The sequence below is a fragment of the Mariniflexile litorale genome (assembly GCF_031128465.2).
In the GTDB taxonomy this organism is placed as follows: domain Bacteria; phylum Bacteroidota; class Bacteroidia; order Flavobacteriales; family Flavobacteriaceae; genus Mariniflexile; species Mariniflexile litorale.
In genome coordinates this window covers 2653018-2675271 of record NZ_CP155618.1, presented here as the reverse complement: position 1 = coordinate 2675271, position 22254 = coordinate 2653018, and the positions used below count along the sequence as shown (strand labels likewise).

Annotated in this window: 21 protein-coding genes; 12 read left to right on the top strand and 9 right to left on the bottom strand. The window is 33.4% G+C overall.

Annotated features, from left to right (window positions below):
* Positions 1–61: 61 nt before the first annotated feature.
* The gene (locus QLS71_RS11040) at positions 62–616 is read left to right on the top strand and encodes a PepSY domain-containing protein (protein WP_308993020.1); all 555 of its coding nucleotides are present in this window, start codon (positions 62–64) and stop codon (positions 614–616) included.
* A gap of 7 nt (positions 617–623) precedes the next feature.
* Here the strand turns inward: QLS71_RS11040 and QLS71_RS11035 are convergent, their stop codons facing one another.
* The 4 genes from QLS71_RS11035 to QLS71_RS11020 form a co-directional block, all read right to left on the bottom strand.
* Positions 624–1301, bottom strand: a complete 678-nt coding sequence (locus QLS71_RS11035; RefSeq protein ID WP_308993019.1) for a Crp/Fnr family transcriptional regulator — start codon at positions 1299–1301, stop codon at positions 624–626.
* Positions 1302–1348: 47 nt separating this feature from the next.
* Entirely contained in the window at positions 1349–2182 is an 834-nt protein-coding gene (locus QLS71_RS11030) for a universal stress protein (protein ID WP_308993018.1), read from the bottom strand.
* Between the two features lie 86 nt (positions 2183–2268).
* Complete coding sequence (locus QLS71_RS11025; RefSeq protein WP_308993017.1) at positions 2269–3321, bottom strand: response regulator; 1053 nt, start codon at positions 3319–3321, stop codon at positions 2269–2271.
* Entirely contained in the window at positions 3318–4562 is a 1245-nt protein-coding gene (locus tag QLS71_RS11020; RefSeq protein WP_308993016.1) for a PAS domain-containing sensor histidine kinase, read from the bottom strand. Before QLS71_RS11020 ends, QLS71_RS11025 begins: the two co-directional genes overlap by 4 nt.
* Before the next feature lie 210 nt (positions 4563–4772).
* Here QLS71_RS11020 and QLS71_RS11015 point away from each other — a divergent pair, with 210 nt between their 5' ends.
* From QLS71_RS11015 to QLS71_RS10980, 8 genes are all read left to right on the top strand, one after another.
* Positions 4773–7151 (top strand): heavy metal translocating P-type ATPase metal-binding domain-containing protein, encoded by a 2379-nt coding sequence (locus tag QLS71_RS11015; protein ID WP_308993015.1) that lies wholly within the window; start codon positions 4773–4775, stop codon positions 7149–7151.
* A 251-nt stretch (positions 7152–7402) separates the two neighbouring features.
* Entirely contained in the window at positions 7403–7588 is a 186-nt protein-coding gene (gene ccoS, locus QLS71_RS11010; RefSeq protein ID WP_308993014.1) for a cbb3-type cytochrome oxidase assembly protein CcoS, read from the top strand.
* Positions 7589–7597: 9 nt separating this feature from the next.
* Positions 7598–9790 carry a cytochrome-c oxidase, cbb3-type subunit I gene (gene ccoN, locus QLS71_RS11005; protein WP_308993013.1) on the top strand — a complete coding sequence of 731 codons (2193 nt, stop codon included), beginning with the start codon at positions 7598–7600 and terminating at the stop codon, positions 9788–9790.
* Between the two features lie 18 nt (positions 9791–9808).
* On the top strand, positions 9809–10003 hold the full coding sequence (locus QLS71_RS11000) for a CcoQ/FixQ family Cbb3-type cytochrome c oxidase assembly chaperone (RefSeq protein ID WP_308993012.1): 195 nt from the start codon (positions 9809–9811) through the stop codon (positions 10001–10003).
* Positions 9991–10890 carry a cbb3-type cytochrome c oxidase N-terminal domain-containing protein gene (locus QLS71_RS10995; RefSeq protein WP_308993011.1) on the top strand — a complete coding sequence of 300 codons (900 nt, stop codon included), beginning with the start codon at positions 9991–9993 and terminating at the stop codon, positions 10888–10890. Before QLS71_RS11000 ends, QLS71_RS10995 begins: the two co-directional genes overlap by 13 nt.
* Before the next feature lie 35 nt (positions 10891–10925).
* Positions 10926–12350 carry a cytochrome c oxidase accessory protein CcoG gene (gene ccoG / locus QLS71_RS10990; RefSeq protein WP_308993010.1) on the top strand — a complete coding sequence of 475 codons (1425 nt, stop codon included), beginning with the start codon at positions 10926–10928 and terminating at the stop codon, positions 12348–12350.
* A gap of 186 nt (positions 12351–12536) precedes the next feature.
* Positions 12537–12983, top strand: a complete 447-nt coding sequence (locus QLS71_RS10985; protein WP_308993009.1) for a FixH family protein — start codon at positions 12537–12539, stop codon at positions 12981–12983.
* A 1-nt stretch (position 12984) separates the two neighbouring features.
* Positions 12985–13686 carry a sulfite exporter TauE/SafE family protein gene (locus QLS71_RS10980; protein ID WP_308993008.1) on the top strand — a complete coding sequence of 234 codons (702 nt, stop codon included), beginning with the start codon at positions 12985–12987 and terminating at the stop codon, positions 13684–13686.
* 74 nt (positions 13687–13760) lie between these two features.
* Here the strand turns inward: QLS71_RS10980 and QLS71_RS10975 are convergent, their stop codons facing one another.
* Both QLS71_RS10975 and hemN read right to left on the bottom strand, forming a co-directional pair.
* The gene (locus tag QLS71_RS10975; protein ID WP_308993007.1) at positions 13761–14594 is read right to left on the bottom strand and encodes a universal stress protein; all 834 of its coding nucleotides are present in this window, start codon (positions 14592–14594) and stop codon (positions 13761–13763) included.
* A gap of 11 nt (positions 14595–14605) precedes the next feature.
* Entirely contained in the window at positions 14606–15970 is a 1365-nt protein-coding gene (hemN, locus tag QLS71_RS10970) for an oxygen-independent coproporphyrinogen III oxidase (RefSeq protein ID WP_308993006.1), read from the bottom strand.
* A gap of 123 nt (positions 15971–16093) precedes the next feature.
* Between hemN and QLS71_RS10965 the strand changes: the two genes are divergently transcribed.
* Positions 16094–16663 carry a superoxide dismutase family protein gene (locus QLS71_RS10965; protein ID WP_308993005.1) on the top strand — a complete coding sequence of 190 codons (570 nt, stop codon included), beginning with the start codon at positions 16094–16096 and terminating at the stop codon, positions 16661–16663.
* Between the two features lie 222 nt (positions 16664–16885).
* Here the strand turns inward: QLS71_RS10965 and QLS71_RS10960 are convergent, their stop codons facing one another.
* Both QLS71_RS10960 and QLS71_RS10955 read right to left on the bottom strand, forming a co-directional pair.
* Positions 16886–17929 (bottom strand): RluA family pseudouridine synthase, encoded by a 1044-nt coding sequence (locus QLS71_RS10960; protein WP_308993004.1) that lies wholly within the window; start codon positions 17927–17929, stop codon positions 16886–16888.
* Positions 17930–17976: 47 nt separating this feature from the next.
* A complete protein-coding gene (locus tag QLS71_RS10955) occupies positions 17977–18606 on the bottom strand; it encodes a PASTA domain-containing protein (RefSeq protein ID WP_308993003.1) in 630 nt (209 codons plus the stop codon).
* Between the two features lie 210 nt (positions 18607–18816).
* Here QLS71_RS10955 and QLS71_RS10950 point away from each other — a divergent pair, with 210 nt between their 5' ends.
* On the top strand, positions 18817–19794 hold the full coding sequence (locus QLS71_RS10950) for a D-alanine--D-alanine ligase (protein WP_308993002.1): 978 nt from the start codon (positions 18817–18819) through the stop codon (positions 19792–19794).
* 103 nt (positions 19795–19897) lie between these two features.
* Positions 19898–20353 (top strand): pantetheine-phosphate adenylyltransferase, encoded by a 456-nt coding sequence (gene coaD / locus QLS71_RS10945; RefSeq protein WP_308993001.1) that lies wholly within the window; start codon positions 19898–19900, stop codon positions 20351–20353.
* A 45-nt stretch (positions 20354–20398) separates the two neighbouring features.
* Here coaD and QLS71_RS10940 read toward each other — a convergent pair whose 3' ends face one another.
* Positions 20399–22063 carry a SulP family inorganic anion transporter gene (locus QLS71_RS10940; protein WP_308993000.1) on the bottom strand — a complete coding sequence of 555 codons (1665 nt, stop codon included), beginning with the start codon at positions 22061–22063 and terminating at the stop codon, positions 20399–20401.
* Positions 22064–22254: the final 191 nt, after the last annotated feature.

Below are 22254 nucleotides of genomic sequence, written 5' to 3'. Positions count from 1 at the left end.
ACACCTTTAAGAAAGTATTTTATGTTTATTTCATATTTTCGGTGCTTATATTTGATAAATATTGATTTCAAAAATTAAAACACTCTCGAAAGAAACCAGACTCTACAGAAAATTTCATAAACTTATTGCCATACCCATGGTAATTTTTATGCTCATATTAGGCATTACAGGTGTTTTATTAACTTGGAAAAATGAATTACAGCTAAAACCTTCAACTGAAAAAAGTAGGTTTATTAACAAAAAACTTGTTTCGCTTAACTTCATTCAAAATAAAGCTACTGAAATATGTGATTCCTTAAAACTATCACCAGAAATAGATAGAATAGATTACAGACCATCAAAAGGTATTGCAAAAGTTCGTTTTAAGTCGCATTTTACAGAATTACAAATTGATTGTGCTAGTGGAAAAATTACCTCTATTAAACAACGCACAGATACTATTATTGAAATGATTCATGATGGATCTATTATCGATTTCATTTTTAAAAGTGAATCTAAAAACTTTAAACTAGTGTATGCCACAACAACCTCATTAGCCCTAATTTTTCTCGCTTTTAGTGGGTTTTGGCTTTGGCTAAAACCAAAAAAAATAAAGAAGTTAAAAAAAAGCACTTAGTTAATAGCTATTCCACACGCTTGAGTCCTTCTAAATCATTTATTTTTATTTGTTTACCAATAGCCATTATTAAGCCTTCCTTTTTAAACTGAGAAAGTATTCTAATAGCAGACTCTGTTGCAGCACCCACAATATTGGCAAAATCTTCCCGAGACAACAATACACTTAATGTACCATCTGAATTGGTTCCAAAACTATCATGAATATAAACTAATGTTTCTCCTAATCGTTGTCTTACCGATTTTTGAGCCATATTTACTATAATATCATCAGCTTCTTTTAAATCGTGCGCCATCTCTTTTAAAACATCAAATGAAAATTTCGAGTTACTTTGTAAGTCGTTAATTATTTCGTTTTTTGGAATAAAACAAACTTCCATATCGTTTAAAGCAACTGCCTGCAAGTTTGAAGTTTCATCAGTAATAAGAGAGCGCTGACCGAGTAATTGGCCTTTCACAACCATTTTTACAATTTGATCTTTGCCATTTTCGCTAAGCTTAGAAAGTTTACAAATACCATCTTTAATACAATAAATACCATTAATAGCTTCTCCCTCATCGAAAATAACTTCGCCTTTTTTAATAAACCTTGAAGTTTTACAATTGGAAATTCGAACAAGCTCTTGACTAGTCAACGATTTAAGCGCATTAAATTGTTTAATTATGCATTGTTCACACTTTCCCATTCTTAATCATTGTAAAGTTTTAAAAATTAAATTTTTTCAAAACATTGTTAATGTAATACCAAAAAAGGCACCTCTTTATAGTAACTAATTTCATTAACTGCAGGATGAAATAATATTTGCTGAAAATAATTTAGATTTTTAGCCAACATGGTTATTAAATTTATTCCTTTATCGTCTACAAACTGCTGCACGGCATTTTCTATGTGCTTATTAGTTAAAAAACAAAAACTGTGCTTGTAATTAGTAAAGTAATCTTCTAAATATTCTTTGTTTTTTTTCTGATCTTCATTAAGGGCTAAATCATATTTATTGATATGCAACACGTTTACCATTGCTTTATTCGCTTCAATGATATCTAATATTGGCTGTAAAGTTTCTGGACGGTAAAAGATGGAAAAATCGGTTAGAAATGCAATCTCTTTTGGTACTACGTATTTGGCATTCTCTGGCACCACCATGGTAGTGCACTTTACTTTTGTAATAACATTGCCTGCATTCGTACCAATAGCTATTTTTTTTAACCCTGTAGCTCCTTTTGTGCCCATTACTATTAGATTAATTCTATTTTGTATGACTTGTTCTCTAATAGAATCGGTTATATAATTACTATCTGAAATTGTAAAAAATTTATGGTTTGGATTTTTTGGAAAATTGTCATGAATCCGTTTTAAAGTTTCATGCAATAATTTTTTTGAAGGTTTTGTTATTGTTTCAGTACCAATATATTTATCATAGGTATCACCATCGTTTACTACGGCATCCTTTGTATTAACATGTAATAAATAGAAGTTACACGACGATGTACTGAAAAAATGGAGCGCATATTCTATGGCATTCCATGAATTTTCAGAAAAATCTGTGGGTATTAAAATATTCTTCATGCCTCTTTGCTTCAAACAACAAAAATAAAAGCATGACACTTAACTAAATATGACCAAAATCATAATTCGACCTTATTTCAATAAAATCAACTTATTTGCTGAAGTTTATTAATATCTAAAATTCTAATATTCCTACCTTCTATTTCAATAAGTCCTAAATCTTTAAAACTTGACAGTGTTCTAATCAAGCTTTCTAAGGCTATACCAGCTACATTAGCTAAATCGTTTCTGGAAATCCTAATAGGATCTTCGGGTTTACGGTTCAATTTTTCAGCAAATTTTAAAATAGTGGTTGCTGTTTTTCTTTTAACCGAACTGTATGCCATTTGTAATAATTGGTCTTTTACAACTGTAAGATCGTCGGTTAATAATTGTATAAGTTCTAAAGTTACTTTATGATTGCTATTAAGTACATTTTTAAGTTCGTTTTTAGAAAGCGCCACTAGTTTTGAATCATCTATAGCTGTTGCTGTTTCTTGATAAGGCATGTTTTGTGTAAAGGAGGTATAGCCAAACAAATCATCATCTTTATACAAAGCTGTCGTTAAATCTTTACCTTGCTCATCTAATTTATGACACTTTATTAAGCCTTTAGAAATTAAATAGATGTTATTAGAGTTTTGTCCTTCTTCATATATTACATCCCCTTTAACATAACTTACCTCATTACCATTATCATCAAAAAAATTCTTTAAATCATTAAGTGTTCTAAGTTCTTCTTCATTAACTGAATCTAAATTTGTTTGTGCATCATTTTTTTCTTTTAAAATAGCGGCCTTAGCTAAACGGCTTTCAATGGCACTTATAAGCTCATCTTCTTCAAAAGGTTTGGTTATATAATCGTCTGCTCCTAAGTCCATGCCCCTTCTAACATCTTTACGTTCAGTTTTTGCAGATAAAAATATAAAAGGAATCTGTTTGGTCGTATCATTTTTAGCTAATGCTTCTAAAACTCCGTAACCATCTAGTTCGGGCATCATGATATCGCAAACAATAATATCTGGCAAACTGCTTTTGGCTATACCCAATCCTATTTTCCCATTGGGTGCTGTTGTAACATCGTAATCCGCAAGTTCTAATAATTCAGCGGTATTTTCTCTTAAAACTACATCGTCTTCTATCAGTAATATTTTTTTCATTGGTTAGCTTTATTTGGTAATATAAATATAAACTCACTTCCTTTATTTTCTTCACTTTCAAAACTTATAACGCCTCCTAAATTTTCTAAATGGCTTTTCACGATATTCAAACCAATACCCGTGCCTTGTGTTAGAAGCGCGTTTTCTGCTCTGAAATAACGATTAAATATCATTTTCTGATCTTTCAAAGGAATCCCCATACCATTATCCTTTATTTTGAAAGTGGTCTGTTTTTTATCTTGTATTATTTGAATATCCACCAAAGTGTTTTCAGGTGAATATTTAATAGCATTGTGTACCAAGTTAGACAGTGCTAATTCTACAGTTTTTTCATCTTGAAACATAGAATAATCATCAATATTTTCGGGATAGTTTATTTTTTGTCCTTCTTTTAAAAGCATATTGGTATTATAAACCACTTCATTTACCACTTTACTTATTTTAAAAATGCTAAATTTATAATTAATTTTACCTGTTTCTAATTTTTCGATAGATAAAAAATCGTTTAAAATATTATTAAGGTAATGCACTTTATCCGAAATCGTTTTCACATGTTTATCACGCTTTTCCTGTTGCTCGGCTAACTTATATTTGCCCAATAACATGGCGGAAGTTAAAATACCACTTAAAGGTGTTTTAAATTCATGAGATACTAACGATAGAAATTTTGTTTTTAATTCGTTAAGTTCTTTTTCCTTTTTTAAAGCGTTTTTTGTTTTATTTTGAGCTTCAATACGTTTTTTAATCTCGGCATCTCGCTCTATGTTTACTGTTCTCAATGCTTCAACAGTACTACTCAACTCCTTGGTTCGCTCCTTTACTTTCTTTTCTAATTGCATGTTGAGTTCCTGTAATTGAAGCTCTTGTTGTTTCCGTATGGAAATATCTATAACCAAAGCCATAACATAAGATCCCCCATTAATTTCTAACGGATTTAAGCCTGCTTCAACAGGAAACGAAGCACCATCTTTTCGGGCACCGTACAAATCACGACCTCGCCCCATTTGCCTACTTTCTTTTTGTTTCATAAAGCCATCCACATGCGCCCCATGTGTAGCATGGTATTTTTGCGGAATTAAAATATCAAGTTCTCGGTTTACAAGTTCTGATTTTGTATAGCCAAACATGTGTTCTGCTGAAGCATTGGTAGCTACAATTTTTTGCTGACTATCTACCACAATAACACCTTCTGAAACAGCTTCAAAAAGCACCTTAAAAACATCTTTATCGTTCTGAAACATTAAAATAAAAGCTTTTGAAAATTCTTAAAAGTTAACAATCCTGATTGCAACTCTTCTTGAGTAAAAAATTTAATGGCACTAAATGAATTCATACAATGATACATGCTTAAAATTGAAGTTTGGTAAAAATAAATAAAATATGACGAATATCATATTTATAAAGCACATCTATCTCAACCTTTGTGTTAGGTATAATTGAGTAAATAAAAAATGAGTAAAAGCACATGTTTTCATTGTGGCTTAGATGCTAATTCTTCTAAAATCACGTTTGATGATAAAGAATTTTGTTGTAATGGTTGTAAAACTGTTTACGAAATTTTTTCATTAAACGATTTAACATGTTATTACGATTTACAAACGGCACCTGGGGCTACTCCTAAAGATATTGAAGGCAAATACAACTTTTTAGAGAATACTAAAATTATTGAGCAATTATTAGAGTTTGATGATGGTGATACTCAAATAATCACTTTATACATTCCTCATATTCATTGTAGTTCTTGTATTTGGATTCTTGAAAACCTCAACAAATTAAATCCATTTATAAGTGCTTCTATTGTTAACTTCGGAAAGAAAACGGTTCGAATTACTTATAATCAGGAATCGCTTTCTTTGAAAAACTTAGTAGCTTTATTAAGTAGTATTGGCTATGAACCGTTTATAAGTTTAGATGATTATAGTGTTGGAAAAAAGCATGTTGATCGGTCTTTAATTTATAAACTAGGTGTTGCCGGGTTTGCCTTTGGCAACGTGATGTTTTTATCCTTTCCGGAATATTTTCAAGTAGGTGAGTTTTGGTTAGAACAATTCAAACCTATGTTTAGGTGGTTGATGTTTGCCTTTTCGGTTCCCGTAGTGTTCTATTCGGCTCAAGATTATTTCATTTCTGCTTTTAAAGGGCTTCGTTCTAAAATTTTAAATATTGATGTTCCTATTGCTTTAGGTGCTGCTGTTTTATTCTCTAGAAGTACATTTGAAATTATTTCCAATACGGGTTCTGGTTTTTTTGATAGTTTAACAGGACTCATTTTCTTTTTATTACTGGGGAAATTATTTCAACAAAAAACATACAGCTTTTTATCTTTTGAACGTGACTACAAATCGTATTTCCCTATTGGGATTACTAAAATTAGTTCTGATAATTCCGAAGCATCCATTCAAGTTTATGATATTGAAAAGGGCGATCGTCTTTTAATTAGAAATGAAGAACTCATTCCTGTAGATTGTATTCTTATAAAAGGACAAGCGCGGATTGACTATAGTTTTGTTACTGGTGAATCTAAAATAGTTTCAAAACAATCGGGCGATAAATTGTTTGCTGGTGGTAAACAAATGGATGGCAGTATTGAAGTAGATGTTTTAAAATCTGTAGAACAAAGTTATTTAACCCAACTTTGGAGTAATGATGTTTTTAAAAAGGACAAAGAATTATCGTTTACCAACATTACCAATAGTATAAGCAAGCAATTCACTATTACTATTTTATTAATTGCCTTAGTAGCAACTTCATTTTGGCTATTTACCGATTCGAGTAAAGCGCTTAATGTTTTTACATCTGTATTAATTATAGCTTGTCCATGTGCGATTGCATTAGCAGCCCCTTTTACTTTTGGGAATGTTTTACGCATTTTGGGAAAGAAAAAATTCTACTTAAAAAACGCCAGTGTTATAGAGCAATTAGCAAAAATAGATACTATTATTTTTGATAAAACAGGAACCATTACAGCCAACAAAGAAACCACCATTGGTTATGAAGGCTTGACATTATCTAACGCTGAAGAAGCCTTATTGAAAAGTACTTTACGTGGTTCTAACCACCCCTTAAGCCGGTCATTATATGCACTCTTAGACCAAAACAACATTGTAACTTTAGATACCTATGAAGAGTTTTTAGGACAAGGTATCGAAGCTAAATACAAAGACCAACATATAAAAATTGGTTCAGCATCATTTGTGGGACACAACAATAACACAGCCACTTTAAACACCGCAGTCCACGTAAGTACAAACAACCAATACAAAGGAAAATTCACCTTTTACAATAAATACAGAAAAGGGTTATCGCAATTATTTAACACTTTAAAAAAAGAATATGATTTGGTGATTCTTTCTGGTGATAATGCGGGTGAACTTGAGAATTTAACCAAATTATTACCCACAAAAACAAAACTACTTTTCAATCAGAAACCTGAAGACAAGTTGGAATACATTAAATACCATCAAAGTGAAGGCGCAAAAGTTTTAATGATCGGGGATGGATTAAATGATGCTGGCGCGTTGGCGCAAAGTAATGTTGGTATAGCCATATCAGAAAATGTAAATGTATTTTCTCCAGCTTGCGATGCTATTTTGGATGCTTCAAAATTCAATCAACTCTATAATTATATAAAGGTTTCAAAATCGGCTATTAAAATCATCAAATGGAGTTTTGGGCTATCATTTATATACAACATCATCGGGTTATATTTTGCTGTTACAGGACAATTAGAACCAGTGGTTGCGGCTATTTTAATGCCATTAAGTTCTATAAGTATCGTGGTATTTACAACTGTTGCAACGAATGTTTTAGGCCGAAAAATCCCATCCTAAATACATTCAAAAAATAACTATAAAATGACGGTTTAGAGAGTTAAACGAAGTAGAGAATAAAAACTGAATTTGGCATATACATGCGTTAGGGATTGAAACGGCATCCTTTTTTGTTTTTCTCAAAAAAGATACAGTGGAAAGCCCGACCCTTGTGGTAACGCCAAAAAAGGAAACTAAATAATGAAATATGACAAATGTCATTTTTTTAAAACAGGTATGAAGGTACTTTTGAACCATAACTTCAAATAGGTATGAGCGTTATATATATATTACTTACTATAAGCATTCTTGTGGCTATTGTTTTTTTCGTGGCCTTTATTGTAGCCGTTAGAAACGGGCAATTTGATGATAGCTATACCCCTTCCGTTCGTATGCTTTTTGAAGATGAACTCATAAAAGAAAAACCAAAAAAAACGATACTAACCAAAAAAGATTAACACATTACTATGGAAATGCAACAGTTTCACTACGATAATAAAATCGTTACAAAATTCATCTATGCCACAATAATTTTTGGTGTTGTTGGAATGTCAGTAGGTTTATTACTTGCTTTTATGTTTTTATTCCCCAACCTTACTGACGGTATTTCTTGGTTAAGTTTTGGTCGCTTAAGACCCTTACATACCAACGCCGTTATTTTTGCCTTTGTTGGGAACGCCATGTTTGCTGGTATTTATTATTCGCTTCAGCGTTTATTAAAAGCACGAATGGCGAGCGACCTATTAAGTAACATCAACTTTTGGGGTTGGCAACTTATCATTGTTGCAGCAGCAATTAGCTTGCCATTAGGGTATTCAACTTCAAAAGAGTATGCCGAATTAGAATGGCCCATAGATATTGCCATTGCTTTAATTTGGGTGGTTTTTGGTGTTAATATGATATGGACAATACTCAAAAGAAGACAGCGTCATTTATATGTTGCTATTTGGTTTTACATCGCCACGTTTGTTACTGTGGCTGTCCTTCATATTTTTAATAGTTTAGAATTGCCAGTAAGTGCCATGAAAAGTTACTCGGTTTATGCTGGTGTTCAAGATGCTTTGGTACAATGGTGGTACGGACACAATGCAGTAGCATTCTTTTTAACCACACCGTTTCTAGGGTTGATGTACTATTTTGTTCCGAAAGCGGCTAACAGACCGGTGTATTCTTACCGATTATCCATCGTACATTTCTGGTCGTTAATATTCATATATATTTGGGCAGGCCCTCATCACTTATTATACACAGCTTTACCTGAGTGGGCTCAAAATTTAGGTGTTGCATTTTCCATCATGCTTTTAATGCCTTCTTGGGGTGGTATGATAAACGGCTTATTAACATTACGTGGTGCTTGGGATAAAGTACGAACTGACCCTGTTTTAAAATTCATGGTTGTCGCTATTACTGGTTATGGTATGGCCACTTTTGAAGGCCCTATGCTATCGCTTAAAAGCGTTAATGCCGTAGCACATTTTACCGATTGGATTATTGCTCACGTACACGTAGGCGCATTAGCTTGGAATGGTTTTATGGCTTTTGGTATTATTTATTACTTAATCCCCAAATTATTTAAAACTAAAATGTACTCGACTGGATTGGCAAATTTACATTTCTGGCTCGGTACTTTAGGAATTATTATGTATGCATTACCATTATATGTTGCTGGTTTTACACAATATTCTATGTGGCAACAATTCAATCCCGATGGTACTTTGGTATATGGTAACTTTTTAGAAACGGTTACTGAAATTATGCCAATGTACTGGATGCGTGCCATTGGAGGAACCTTATACATTATAGGAATGTTTATTTTGGTTTACAATGTTATTGCAACCATAAGACAAGGCAATAAAGTGACTGATGAATTAGCGGAAGCTCCAGCCTTGGAACGTGTTACCAAAAAACGAACTTCTGGCGAAGGATGGCACTCATGGTTAGAAAGAAGACCTGTCCAATTAACCCTTTTAGCTACTGTAGCTATTTTAATTGGTGGTGTTATTCAAATTGTACCAACCATTATGGTAAAATCAAATATTCCAACAATAGCTAGCGTAAAACCATATACACCTTTGGAATTAGAGGGTCGAGATATATACATTCGTGAAGGCTGCGTGGGCTGTCACTCACAAATGATTCGTCCGTTTAGACACGAAGTAGAGCGTTATGGGGAATATTCTAAAGCTGGGGAATTTGTTTACGACCATCCTTTTTTATGGGGAAGCAAACGTACAGGTCCCGATTTACACCGAATTGGCGCTAAATATTCTGACAACTGGCACTTTAACCACATGTACGACCCTCAAAGCACCTCTTCAGGTTCCATTATGCCACGTTACCCTTGGTTAATTACTGGTAGTAGTAGCAAGTTAGACAAATCTAACACCGAAACTAAAATGGAAGCTATGGTAACCTTAGGGGTTCCATATTCTGATGAGGAAATAGCGAACGCTCAACAAAGCATGCTTGAACAAGGTGCTCAAATTGAGAAAAACTTGTATACCGATCCCGATTTTGCAAAGACTTATGAAGCCGATAAAAAATATGCCGCTGAAAATGGCGAAGATTTTATTGAAATGAAAAACAGAGAGATTGTAGCCCTTATTGCCTATTTGCAACGATTAGGAACAGACATCAAGGTAGAAGCCTTACAAAACTAACTATCAAAAAATTTAATTATGTTAAAATATATAAAAGGTCATATGGATAGTATTGCAGGAATTGAGATTTACCCCATCATTTCCTTATTAATATTCTTTACTTTTTTTGCACTGCTCTTTTTATGGGTATTTACCGCTAAAAAAGACTATATCAAAACCGTTAGTAACATTCCATTTGACAACCAAAAAGACGATTCATCATGCGAAATTTAATCCCATCTTGGGTACGAGTACCCATTGCGTTCTTTCTCATTCTCGGTGCCACAGAATTTTTCATAGATTCTGGCAACCAACCTGCATTTATAAAATATCCAGCCGTATTGCTTTTTCTTTTATTGGTGCTATTAATTATTATAGCTATTGAAGCTGTTATTGGTGCTTTAGAAAATGTAATGCTTCAAAAATTGGATGCAGCAGCCCAAGCACGATTTTTAGCAGAAAAAGAGAAGACCTATAAATTCACTTGGTTAAAAAAAACTTACATTAAACTTTTAGGTTCTAAACCCATTGAAGAAGAAGGCGAAATTGTTTTAGACCACAACTACGATGGCATTAGAGAGCTAGACAATAATTTACCACCATGGTGGCTGTATGGCTTTTACATCTCAATTATTTTTGCGTTTGTGTATTTATTAAAATTTCATGTTTTTAATGGAGACAACCAAATAGATGAATTTGAAACAGAATTAGCTGAAGCCAAAATAGCCATTGAAGCTTATAAAAAAACAGCCAAAGATTTAGTAGATATTAATACGGTTACTTTATTAACTGATGCTGGAGATTTAAATGCAGGTAAAACTATTTTCGAAAGCACCTGCGTGGCTTGCCATATGGCAGATGGCGGCGGTGGTATTGGTCCCAACTTAACCGATACCCATTGGATATTAGGTGGAGACATCAAACATGTATTTAAAACTGTATCGGAAGGCGGACGTTCTGGAAAAGGGATGATTGCTTGGAAAACACAATTAAAACCCTTGCAAATAGCACAAGTGGCGAGCTACGTATTGAGCTTACAAGGCACTACGCCTGCAAACCCCAAAGCACCAGAAGGTGATGTTTGGGTTGACGAAGGTAGTGAAGCACCCATTGCAGAGTAGAATATTTATTGCAAACTTAAAACAAAACACAAACTTTGGAAACCCAAGATAACGACATATTCAGAGATTCCATTGGTACGATTACCGAAGATGGTAAACGGGCTTGGGTATTTCCAAAAAAACCTAGTGGAAAATTTTATAAATATAGAAAACTAGTCAGTTATTTTTTGATAGCCTTTTTAGTGCTAGCACCATTTATAAAAATAAACGGCAATCAGTTTTTAATGTTTAATGTATTGGAACGCCGCTTTAATATTTTCGGATTCCCGTTTTGGCCACAAGATTTTCATCTGTTTGTTATTTCGATGATTATTGGCGTTATTTTCATTGCGCTCTTTACTGTAGCCTTTGGTAGAATTTTTTGTGGATGGATTTGTCCGCAAACCATTTTTATGGAAATGGTATTTCGTCGCATTGAGTATTGGATTGAAGGCGATAGAGGAAAACAAATTCGACTTTCCAAACAACCTTGGAATGCTGAAAAAATAAGAAAAAAAGGTTTAAAATTGATCATCTTCTTATTTATTTCTTTTGTAATTGCCAATGTGTTTTTAGCCTATTTAATAGGTAGCGAGGAACTTATCAATTATATTACAGGTGGCCCTTTTAATCACTTAAGCACCTTAATTTCTTTATTAATTTTTACTGCTGTGTTCTATTTCGTTTTTGCATGGTTTAGAGAGCAAGTATGCATTATTGCTTGCCCTTATGGCAGATTGCAGGGAGTGTTACTAGACACCAAATCGGTAGTAGTAGCTTACGACCATAAACGTGGTGAGGCTGAAAATGGCAGAAAGAAATTTAGAAAAAACGAAGACCGTCAAGAACTCGGACATGGCGATTGTATTGATTGTTTCCAATGCGTGAACGTTTGCCCAACAGGGATTGATATTAGAAATGGCACACAATTGGAGTGCGTAAATTGTACGGCTTGTATTGATGAATGCGACCATATTATGGAAAGTATTGATTTACCAAAAGGCTTGATACGTTACGCTAGCGAAGAAAACATAGAAAAGAAGACACCTTTTAGAGTGACTGCCAGAATGAAAGGTTACATAGCGGTTTTAGTTATTTTAACGGGATTACTAACAGGAATGTTATTTTTAAGAAATGATGTAGAAGCTAATATTTTAAGGTTGCCTGGACAGCTATATGAACATAAAGAAAATAACATAATAAGCAATGTATTTACATATAAGCTTGTAAACAAAACAAGCAAAGACATTAATGATGTGCATTTTAAATTGATGTCGCAAAAAGGAACCTTGAAATTGGTGGCAACTCACGATAGGTTTGTGGTGCCAAGTCAAGGAATAGCAAAAGGCACTTTGTTTGTTGAGATTAATAATTCAGCTTTATCGGGTGATAGAAATAAGATACGGATTGGTGTATATGCTGGTGATAAATTGATTGAAACTACTACGGCTAATTTTTTAGGTCCTAGGAGTTATAAGTAAAGTTAGAACACCAATTTGGAAGTGATCTTCGCGGATGGGTGCATTAGGGATTGAAGCGGCATCCTTTTTTGCCATTAAAAGCAAAAAAGATATAGCGGAAAGCCCGACCCGAGGCACGAAGGGGAATGCCATAAAAATGAAAAACAAAATCCTGAAATACATTTAGGATAACAAAAAATAGATATTATGAAGTTTAATTGGGGTACCGGAATTGTATTGGCGTTTATTGGATTTATTTCGTTTATCATGTACTTTGTTATTACCATGAATGTGGATGACAGGTTTGAACACGAACTGGTTACTGAAGATTATTATGCCGAGGAATTGGATTATCAGCATGCTATTGACAAATTGAATAATGCCAGCAAATTGGAAGAGAATATTCGTTATGAAAAAACAGCAGAAGGATTAATGATTAAATTCCCTAAGGCTATGGACATAAAAAAAATTACAGGAAACGTGTTCCTATATAGACCATCTAACAAACAATTGGACTTTGAAACTACGGTTTCATTGTCTGAATCTTATTTGCTCATACCTGACAAACGTTTGGTAGATGGTCGTTGGAACATTAAAATAGACTGGCAATATAACGGAAATTCTTATTTATTTAAAGAATCTATAAATTATTAACATGCTTATTTCAGCATTTATATTGGGTTTATTAGGCAGTTTTCACTGTGTGGGCATGTGTGGCCCTATAGCATTCATGCTTCCTGTTGACCGAACGAATAGTGTGAAAAAAGTAACTCAAATTGCCATTTACCACGTGGGCAGGTTGCTGGCTTATAGTATTATTGGTTTGATTTTCGGACTTATTGGCAAAACCCTTTTTATTTTTGGATACCAACAGCAACTCTCAATAGTTATTGGAGTTTTAATGATTTTGGTGGTATTGATTCCGCAGAAAACATTTAATAGATACAATGCTTCCAAACCTATTTACAAAATTATTTCGAAGATAAAAGCTGCTCTAGGTAATGCTTTGAAAAAGAAAACTACCGACACTTTTTTAACCATTGGATTTTTAAATGGTTTTTTACCCTGTGGTTTAGTTTATATGGCTCTTTTTGCCGCTATTGCTAGTGGAAACACCTTGAGCGGCAGCATGTATATGGCTGTTTTTGGCCTGGGAACGATTCCTTTAATGACCACTGCTATATATTTTAGCCAACTCTTGAAAGGTTCGGCTAGGCAAAAAATACAAAAAGTGATTCCTGTTTTCATCATTTTTATGGGTTTACTCTTCATACTTCGTGGTTTAGGACTGGGAATTCCTTACCTCTCTCCTGCACCCGTTTTTGATGTGATTTCTGGTGATATAAATTGTCGTTAATCCATAAAAAAAGGAACAGCTAAATTATTAACTATTCCTTTTTTAAATATTAATCACCTCTGTTAATTAATTTACTAAATTTTAAAAGTTATAACAGGTAATGTAGCATGATTTGCAACATCTTCACCAACACTTCCTTCAAAGAAATGAGATAAACCTTTACGTCCATGTGTTGGGATGGCAATCATATCGGCACCTAACTTATTAGCAAAATTTAAAATTCCCTCCTCTACTGTATAATCTGATATGTAATGGACATCGTTCATTCTATCCAAATTACTTTCGGCTTTGGTGAAAAAATTAACTACTTGCTTTTCAATTTCCAAAGAGCTTTTGAATCTCTCATTTGGTAAATTAACATTTACAAAATAAACTTTAGAGCCTAATTTATCAAACAGTTTAACAGCATTTAAATAAGGCTTAATGGATTCTTCTGAAAAATCACAGGCAAACACCACTGCTTCAAAATTAATGTTAGACACATTATTTTTCACTACCAAAACAGGAATGTCTGAATTACGCACAACACGTTCTGTATTAGAACCAACAAAAAACTCTTTAACACCACTTGCGCCATGAGATCCCATAATAATAAGATCTGCTTCATTTTTCAAAGCCACATCATTAACCTCACTAAACACTTTAAAATGCTTGATGATTGGTGTTACTTTCACATCTTGTAAATAGTCCTTTTTCAAAAAATCTTTAAACTTTTTCTCGGCCAATTGGAGAAAGAACATGGCTTTTTGAGTTTGAAGTCCATCTGAAGCAGTTAACATAATATCAGACATTTCTAGCATGTGTAAGGCCAGTATTTCTGCATCGTGTTTTTTAGCTAATTTTACAGCCGTTTTTAAAGCATATTCTGAATGTTCAGAAAAATCAATCGGTACAATAATTTTTTTCATAATTTTTAGGTTTAAATAGTCATCGAAAACAATGGTGTATTAGGTTGTTTTCGCTGTAACAAAACATCAAACGCCATGCAAATATTTCTAACAAATGGGCGTCCTTTTTCTGTTACTTCAATAGTATTTGAGTGTGTATTTAGTAATCCGTCTTTTTTCATTTCTTGCAATCTAATCAAAACATCGGGCAACGCTTCAAAACATAATTTATCTTTAGTCCAACTTGTTTTGAAACGACACATTAAATTAAGAATATGCTTTCTTATAACCAAATCTTCTTCATTTAAAATATGCCCGCGATAAATTGGTAATATATTATCTTTTAACAAATTATAATAACTTTCAATACCCTTTACATTTTGAGCAAACCCGTACCAACTATCGCTAATAGCCGATACACCTAAGCCAATCATAGTTTGAGTTTTTGATGCGGTGTAACCCATAAAATTTCGATGTAAATTGCCATTATTCATCGATTGATAAAGTGAATCGTTTGTAAGAGCAAAATGATCCATACCTATTTCATGGTAACCAACCTCCGCAAGTAATTGTTTACCCAATTCGTATTGTTGTCTTTTTGATGCTGCCGATGGCAAATCGGAATCATTAAAGCCACGTTGTCCATTTCCTTTAATCCATGGTACGTGGGCATAACTGTAAAAGGCCAATCTATCTGGCAATAATGCCTTAGTTTTTAAAATGGTTTCTTTTATATGTTCTCTAGTTTGAAATGGTAAACCAAAAATGATATCGTGACCAACAGATGTATACCCTATTTCTCTGGCTAAATTTGTCGCTTTTTTTACATTTTCAAAAGGCTGTATTCTATGAATAGCTTTTTGAACGGTTTCGTTATAGTCTTGCACACCGTAACTCACGCGTCTAAACCCTACATCATAAAGAGCCTGTAAATGTTCACGTGTTGTATTATTAGGATGCCCCTCAAAACTGAACTCATAGTTTTCTGCACGGGTGGCGTGCATGAAAATACCATTAATCAATCGCTTTAAATTCTCTGGACTAAAAAATGTGGGTGTTCCCCCTCCTAGATGCAATTCTTTAATAATAGGTTTTTCTTCCAATAGTTCTAAATACAAATTCCATTCTTTTAAAACAGCATTTATATAAGGAGACTCTACAGCATGCTGCTTCGTTATACGTTTATTACAGCCACAAAATGTACATAAGCTTTCACAAAAAGGCAAATGAATATAGAGACTCATGCCTTCTTTCGAATTACTTTCTTTATAGGATTGTATTAACGAAGATTTCCATTTTTTTAATGAAAACGTCGCTTCATCCCAATATGGAACCGTTGGATAACTTGTATAACGCGGACCCGCAATATTATATTTATTAACTAATGAATGTAACATACCTAACATTTATGATCCAAAATTAATTTAAATGAGTTCAAAATTATATGATATAAGTCATACTCAAATTTGTAATTGTTTCATTAAAGCATTAACTTTCGATAAATAAAAAAATACAATAAAATGAAAAAAATAAGTTTTCTCGTAATGGTTTTTATAATGAGTTTAACCTCTTGTAAAAATGTTAAAAAAGACACTGAAACCACAGATAACGACCTAGTTGAAAATGACATGGTAACTAAAAAAGAACTAACTGTTGAACTAGTACCTAAAAGTGATAGCAATGTGAGCGGTAATGTCATTTTTATTGAAGAAGATGGCAAAGTAAGTATGACCGCAACTATAAGCGGATTAGAACCAGGTGAACATGCTATTCACATACACGAATCATCTGATTGTTCTTCTCCTGATGGAAAATCTGCTGGCGGACACTGGAATCCAACAAATCAACCACATGGAAAATGGGGTTCTGAAGCAGGGTATCATAAAGGAGATATTGGAAATCTTACTGCAGATGAAAATGGTAATGCTAGTATTTCTATTTCAACAGATGAATGGTGTATTGAATGTGGTGATGATACAAAAGACATTATTGGAAGAGGAATTATTGTACATGCTGGTGTAGACGATTTCACGACCCAACCAACAGGTGATGCTGGTGGACGTGTGAGCTGCGGTGGGATTATTGAATAAAATAAACACACAAAACAAACTTATGAGGCTGTCTGAAAAGTGTTATTCTGAGTCATATTGAGCCTGTCGAAATATTCAAACTTATTGATAATCAATATCCGTTTCGACAAGCTCAGCCTGACAAAGTAAATAAAATACACTTTACAGACAGCCTCATATTTATAATTTATTACTTTCTAAAAACTATAGAATAAACTAATTACGACTATAAGAAGAAAATTTTTATTCTTCTGCGCCTTGATGTTTGGAATAGGCACGCCATTTTTCAATACATTGTTCCATATCATTTGGAATTGGCGTATCAAAACTCATAAACTTATCAGTCTTTGGATGTACAAACCCCAATGTTTTTGCATGTAATGCTTGTCTGGGTAATACTTTAAAACAATTATCAACAAACTGTTTGTACTTAGTAAACGTTGTTCCTTTTAATACTTTTTCCCCACCATAGCGTTCATCATTAAACAAGGTATGTCCAATATGTTTCATATGAACACGAATTTGATGTGTACGACCTGTTTCGAGCTTACAAGATACCAAAGTGACATAGCCCAAACGCTCTAAAACTTTATAGTGTGTTACTGCGGGTTTTCCTTTATCTGCTTCATCTCCAAGAAACACTGTGTTTTGTAATCGGTTTTTAGGATGACGCCCAATACTACCTTCAACAGTCCCCTCTTCTTCTTCTATATTTCCCCAAACAATGGCTACATATTCACGTTCACTGGTTTTTTCGGCAAATTGTAAAGACAAATGTGCCATAGCTTGTTCCGTTTTTGCAATAACTAAAAGCCCGCTAGTATCCTTATCTATTCTATGCACTAAACCAGGGCGTTCACTAGAATTATTTGGCAAGTTATCAAACCTATAAATCAATGCATTTATAAGCGTACCAGAGTAATTTCCATGTCCAGGATGCACGACCATCCCCGCTGGTTTGTTTACAACCAATAATGTGTCGTCTTCATAAACAATATCAAGCGGTATATTTTCTCCTACCAACAAATTTTCGTGTGGCGGATGTGTAAATAGCACCCTAATTTTATCAAAGGGTTTTACTTTATAGTTTGATTTTACAGGGACTCCGTTTACAAAAATACTCCCATTTTTAGCAGCAGATTGAATTTTGTTACGTGTCGCATTTTCAACAAAATTCATTAAATATTTATCAATTCGAAGTGGACTCTGTCCTTTATCTACATCAAAAGCATGATGTTCATAAAGGTCACTTTCATCTTCAAAAAACTCTGGGGTAGTATTTTCCATGTTATATGTTAACTGCGATACACCACAGCAATTTTTCTTTTAAGTATTTAGTTTAAATCTTCAGATAAATTACTATCATCAGATTCATTCGAAGTCACCCCCACATTATCAGACACTCCCGAAGAAGGTCTGTTTCCATTTCCAAGTACTAAATCTATAGCAGTTGTTTTTGGTAACTTATCACCTGTTTTTATATTTTTACCTTTATAGGTCATTTCTAAAACCAAATCTTTCGCAATATTATTAACATAGGTAAGCTTACCTACTTTAAAACCGACTGCTTCTAAGGTTGGTTTTGCTTGTCTAAAAGTACGTTCTTTTAAATCTGGAACAGTGATTTTTCGGTATCCAGAAGGGTTTACAGTAATATATATTTTACGGTCTTCTTTTACTTTGGCACCAGCAGCTGGTGATTGGTCTATAACCGAAAACTTCGGGTAATCGGGATTGTAATTGGCCGAATCTTGAACTTGCATTTCTAATTTATTTTCGTTCAATTCTATGGACGCAACGCTTAAAGATTTCCCTGTTAAATTGGGCACCGTTTCAAATTCGCCATGGTTTGTTGTATAGCTTAACCACCTCAAGACAATAAAGCTTAGAACCACTACGGCCCCGATTGCTAATAATAATTGTTTAAAAAACACTTTACTGGTTAGAAATTTAATAACGCTCATGTATAAAATTTTCAATTAGGCAAATATATAAAAACAGAACTGTTTTTTCTTTTGCAATTTAAGTGATATTTTAGCTTAACTAATAATAGATACGTTTTATTGTACTTTTTAGACCAATTAAAGATTAATTAAGAAGATTTCTTTATAGTTATCAGAAATAAAGAAGATGAAAAAGAGTATCTTCTACAAACATAGAACAAAATATAATTTATGAAAAAAAATATTGCTATCATTATGGGAGGTTATTCTAGTGAATACAAAATCTCATTAAAAAGCGGACAAGTAGTTTTTGAAACACTTGATGCTTCAAAATACAACGCTTACAGAATTCATGTATTCAAAGAAAAATGGGTATATGTTGATAGTAATAATACCGAGTTCCCTATTGACAAAAATGATTTTTCGGTTACTATAAACAACTCCAAAATCACCTTTGACTGTGTGTTCAACGCCATTCATGGGGCGCCAGGAGAAGACGGATTTATGCAAGCGTATTATAAATTACTCAATATTCCACAAACAAGTTGCGACATGTATCAAGCCGCACTAACCTTTAATAAGCGTGATTGTTTAAGTGTTTTAAAACCGTATGGGATTAAAACCGCTGAGTCATTTTACATAAATTTGGGCGATACTATAAATGAAGATACCATTATAGCCAAAGTAGGTTTACCTTGTTTTGTTAAAGCCAATAAAGCCGGTAGCAGTTTTGGTGTTACTAAAGTGCATAAAAAGGAAGATATAAAAAACGCTATTGAAGTGGCATTTAAAGAAGATAATGAAATTATAATTGAATCGTTTTTAGATGGCACCGAAGTATCTGTAGGCGTGATAAAATTTAAAGGAGAAACCAAAGTCTTACCAATTACCGAAATTGTAAGTGAGAACGATTTTTTTGATTATGAAGCTAAGTACTTAGGGAAATCACAAGAAATAACACCTGCTCGATTAACCAACGACGAAGAAACTAAAGTAACTGCTATTGCTAAAAAAGTTTATGAAGTTTTAAAAATGAAGGGTTTTAGCCGTAGCGAATATATTTTTAAAAATGGTGAACCTCATTTATTAGAAGTAAACACCGTACCTGGATTAACCTTAGCCAGTATCTTGCCTCAACAAGCAGCTGCAGCAGGTATAACCTTAGTTGAATTATTTGATAACGCCATAGAAGAAGCTTTGAAAAATTAATAATAATTATTGACTATATTTGATATTAGTCATTCAAAAAATGAGGTTCCCTCTGAAGTTTACCTTAAGCGAAGATGAAAGACGGAAATGACAAAATAATAAAATGAAACGAGCCATATTTCCAGGATCTTTTGACCCCCTAACTTTAGGACACTACGATATTATAAAACGTGGCATCACCCTTTTTGATGAAGTAATTGTGGCTATTGGGGTCAACTCCGATAAAAAATACATGTTCACACTTGATGAACGAAAAGCATTTATAGAAAAAGCATTTGCAGACGAACCTCAAGTAAAAGTATTAACTTATAAAGGATTAACAGTTGATTTTTGCAAAGAAATTGATGTTGAATTTATTTTGCGAGGGTTACGCAATCCTGCCGATTTTGAATTTGAAAAAGCCATTGCACATGCTAACAGAAGCTTAGCTACCATAGAAACAGTCTTTTTACTGACTTCTGCTAAAACTTCATTTATATCATCCTCAATAGTGCGAGATGTAATTAAAAACCATGGAGATTACACCAAATTTGTACCTAATAGTGTACGGGTTAAATAGGTCCAGGTTCTAGCATCAACAAAAAGGCTTTAATTATAAATAACCCTAAAACTTGTATTCTGATAATGATTTTGGAAATTTTTCTGGGTTTTCGGCTAAATGATAGCGAGGATCATCAATAGCCTCAACAATAACTTCTCTAAATTTAGGACTTGCTTTGTATAATAATATTTTACAATCTTTACTTAAATGTTTTAATTTTATTGTCTTGCCTTCTGCTTCGTATTTATTCACTAAATTAAAAATAGCTTCTAATGCAGAATGATCGCTTATACGAGATTCAACGAAGTCTATTTCAACATGGTCTGGATCATTCTTTACATCGAACTTTTTATTAAAAGCTTGTATAGAACCAAAAAACAAAGGCCCCCAAATTTCATAGGTTTTCGTTTTTCCATCTTCAGAAAAACGCTTTCTTGCTCTAATTTTTTTAGCATTTTCCCAAGCAAAAACTAATGCAGAAATAATAACACCAACAAATACAGCTATAGCCAAATCGTAAATAACAGTTACAGCAGATACAACTATCAGTACAAAAGCATCCGATTTTGGTATTTTTCTAATAATTCTAAAACTAGACCATGCAAAGGTTTCTATTACCATCATAAACATAACTCCTATTAATGCCGCAATAGGAACTTGTTCTATATATTTATCGGTAAATAAAATAAAGGTTAATAAGGTTAATGCCATCATAATTCCAGACAACCTACCACGACCACCAGCATTTATATTAATAACTGTTTGACCAATCATACCGCAACCACCAGTACCACCAAACAAACCACTTATCATATTTCCTGCGCCCTGGGCAACACATTCTCGGTTTCCATTCCCACGTGTTTCGGTTAATTCGTCAACTAAATTCATAGTCATTAACGATTCAATTAGTCCTACCGATGCGGCTAAAAACGCATAAGGTAATATGAATTTAAGCGTATCTAAATTAAATGGTAAATTTTCCCACAATCCTATATTTGGCGTTGGAAATTTACCTTTTAATCCATTTCCTCCTCCTTCAATGATATAAGACCCCACTGTACTTACATCTAAACCTCCAAACACTACAATCCCTGTAGTAATAAGAATAGCAGTTAAAGCCGCTGGAATCTTGGTCGTTATTTTAGGTAAAAACCACATAACTCCCATAGTAAGTAATACCAAACCAAGCATGACATATAATTCGCTGCCTTGCATGGGTATGTTGATGTATTCTTTAACACCTTGAACTGTAATTTGCATTTCCTTATGAGAAAACATGCGTACTTGAGCTAAAAAAATAACAATAGCTAATCCATTTACAAACCCCAACATAACCGAATGAGGAATTAAACGTACAAACCTACCCAATTTGAATACACCGGCGCCTATTTGAAACACACCCATTAATATAACGGCTGCTAACAAATAGAAATACCCCATATTTTCAACGGGCACATCGAATAACATTCCCTTAGCATGACCTTCTGAAATTAAATGCACAAAAATAACAGCAACGGCTCCTGCAGCTCCAGATATTAAACCTGGTCTACCTCCAAAAATAGCCGTAATTAACCCAACAATAAATGCACCAGAAAGTGCCACTAAAGGATCTATTTGAGCCACAAAGGCAAAAGCTACAACTTCTGGAATCATAGCCAAAGAAACTGTTATACCTGCCAAAACATCATCTTTGATGTTTGGTGTTATCTTCCTTACAAATTCTGTCATGATTTCTTTTTTGAAGGTGCAAATTTACATTTAAAATGCGTAGAAACAAGATTGGATGTAGATTTCGAACCACAATCAAACTATAACGTTTGAAAACTTGTATTCTAAAGTTTGATAAATGAATTTAACCAATTAATAGCTTCTACTCTTTTATTAAACAATTTTACTTCAAAATCTCGTTTAATAATATT

Bases quoted from the DNA above. Each gene is read 5' to 3' on its own strand.
- QLS71_RS11035 (WP_308993019.1), bottom strand. From the start codon at position 1,301: ATGGGAAAGTGTGAACAATGCATAATTAAACAATTTAATGCGCTTAAA.
- QLS71_RS11030 (WP_308993018.1), bottom strand. From the start codon at position 2,182: ATGAAGAATATTTTAATACCCACAGATTTTTCTGAAAATTCATGGAAT.
- QLS71_RS11025 (WP_308993017.1), bottom strand. From the start codon at position 3,321: ATGAAAAAAATATTACTGATAGAAGACGATGTAGTTTTAAGAGAAAAT.
- QLS71_RS11020 (WP_308993016.1), bottom strand. From the start codon at position 4,562: ATGTTTCAGAACGATAAAGATGTTTTTAAGGTGCTTTTTGAAGCTGTT.
- QLS71_RS11015 (WP_308993015.1), top strand. From the start codon at position 4,773: ATGAGTAAAAGCACATGTTTTCATTGTGGCTTAGATGCTAATTCTTCT.
- ccoS (WP_308993014.1), top strand. From the start codon at position 7,403: ATGAGCGTTATATATATATTACTTACTATAAGCATTCTTGTGGCTATT.
- ccoN (WP_308993013.1), top strand. From the start codon at position 7,598: ATGGAAATGCAACAGTTTCACTACGATAATAAAATCGTTACAAAATTC.
- QLS71_RS11000 (WP_308993012.1), top strand. From the start codon at position 9,809: ATGTTAAAATATATAAAAGGTCATATGGATAGTATTGCAGGAATTGAG.
- QLS71_RS10995 (WP_308993011.1), top strand. From the start codon at position 9,991: ATGCGAAATTTAATCCCATCTTGGGTACGAGTACCCATTGCGTTCTTT.
- QLS71_RS10985 (WP_308993009.1), top strand. From the start codon at position 12,537: ATGAAGTTTAATTGGGGTACCGGAATTGTATTGGCGTTTATTGGATTT.
- QLS71_RS10980 (WP_308993008.1), top strand. From the start codon at position 12,985: ATGCTTATTTCAGCATTTATATTGGGTTTATTAGGCAGTTTTCACTGT.
- QLS71_RS10975 (WP_308993007.1), bottom strand. From the start codon at position 14,594: ATGAAAAAAATTATTGTACCGATTGATTTTTCTGAACATTCAGAATAT.
- hemN (WP_308993006.1), bottom strand. From the start codon at position 15,970: ATGTTACATTCATTAGTTAATAAATATAATATTGCGGGTCCGCGTTAT.
- QLS71_RS10965 (WP_308993005.1), top strand. From the start codon at position 16,094: ATGAAAAAAATAAGTTTTCTCGTAATGGTTTTTATAATGAGTTTAACC.
- QLS71_RS10960 (WP_308993004.1), bottom strand. From the start codon at position 17,929: ATGGAAAATACTACCCCAGAGTTTTTTGAAGATGAAAGTGACCTTTAT.
- QLS71_RS10955 (WP_308993003.1), bottom strand. From the start codon at position 18,606: ATGAGCGTTATTAAATTTCTAACCAGTAAAGTGTTTTTTAAACAATTA.
- QLS71_RS10950 (WP_308993002.1), top strand. From the start codon at position 18,817: ATGAAAAAAAATATTGCTATCATTATGGGAGGTTATTCTAGTGAATAC.
- coaD (WP_308993001.1), top strand. From the start codon at position 19,898: ATGAAACGAGCCATATTTCCAGGATCTTTTGACCCCCTAACTTTAGGA.
- QLS71_RS10940 (WP_308993000.1), bottom strand. From the start codon at position 22,063: ATGACAGAATTTGTAAGGAAGATAACACCAAACATCAAAGATGATGTT.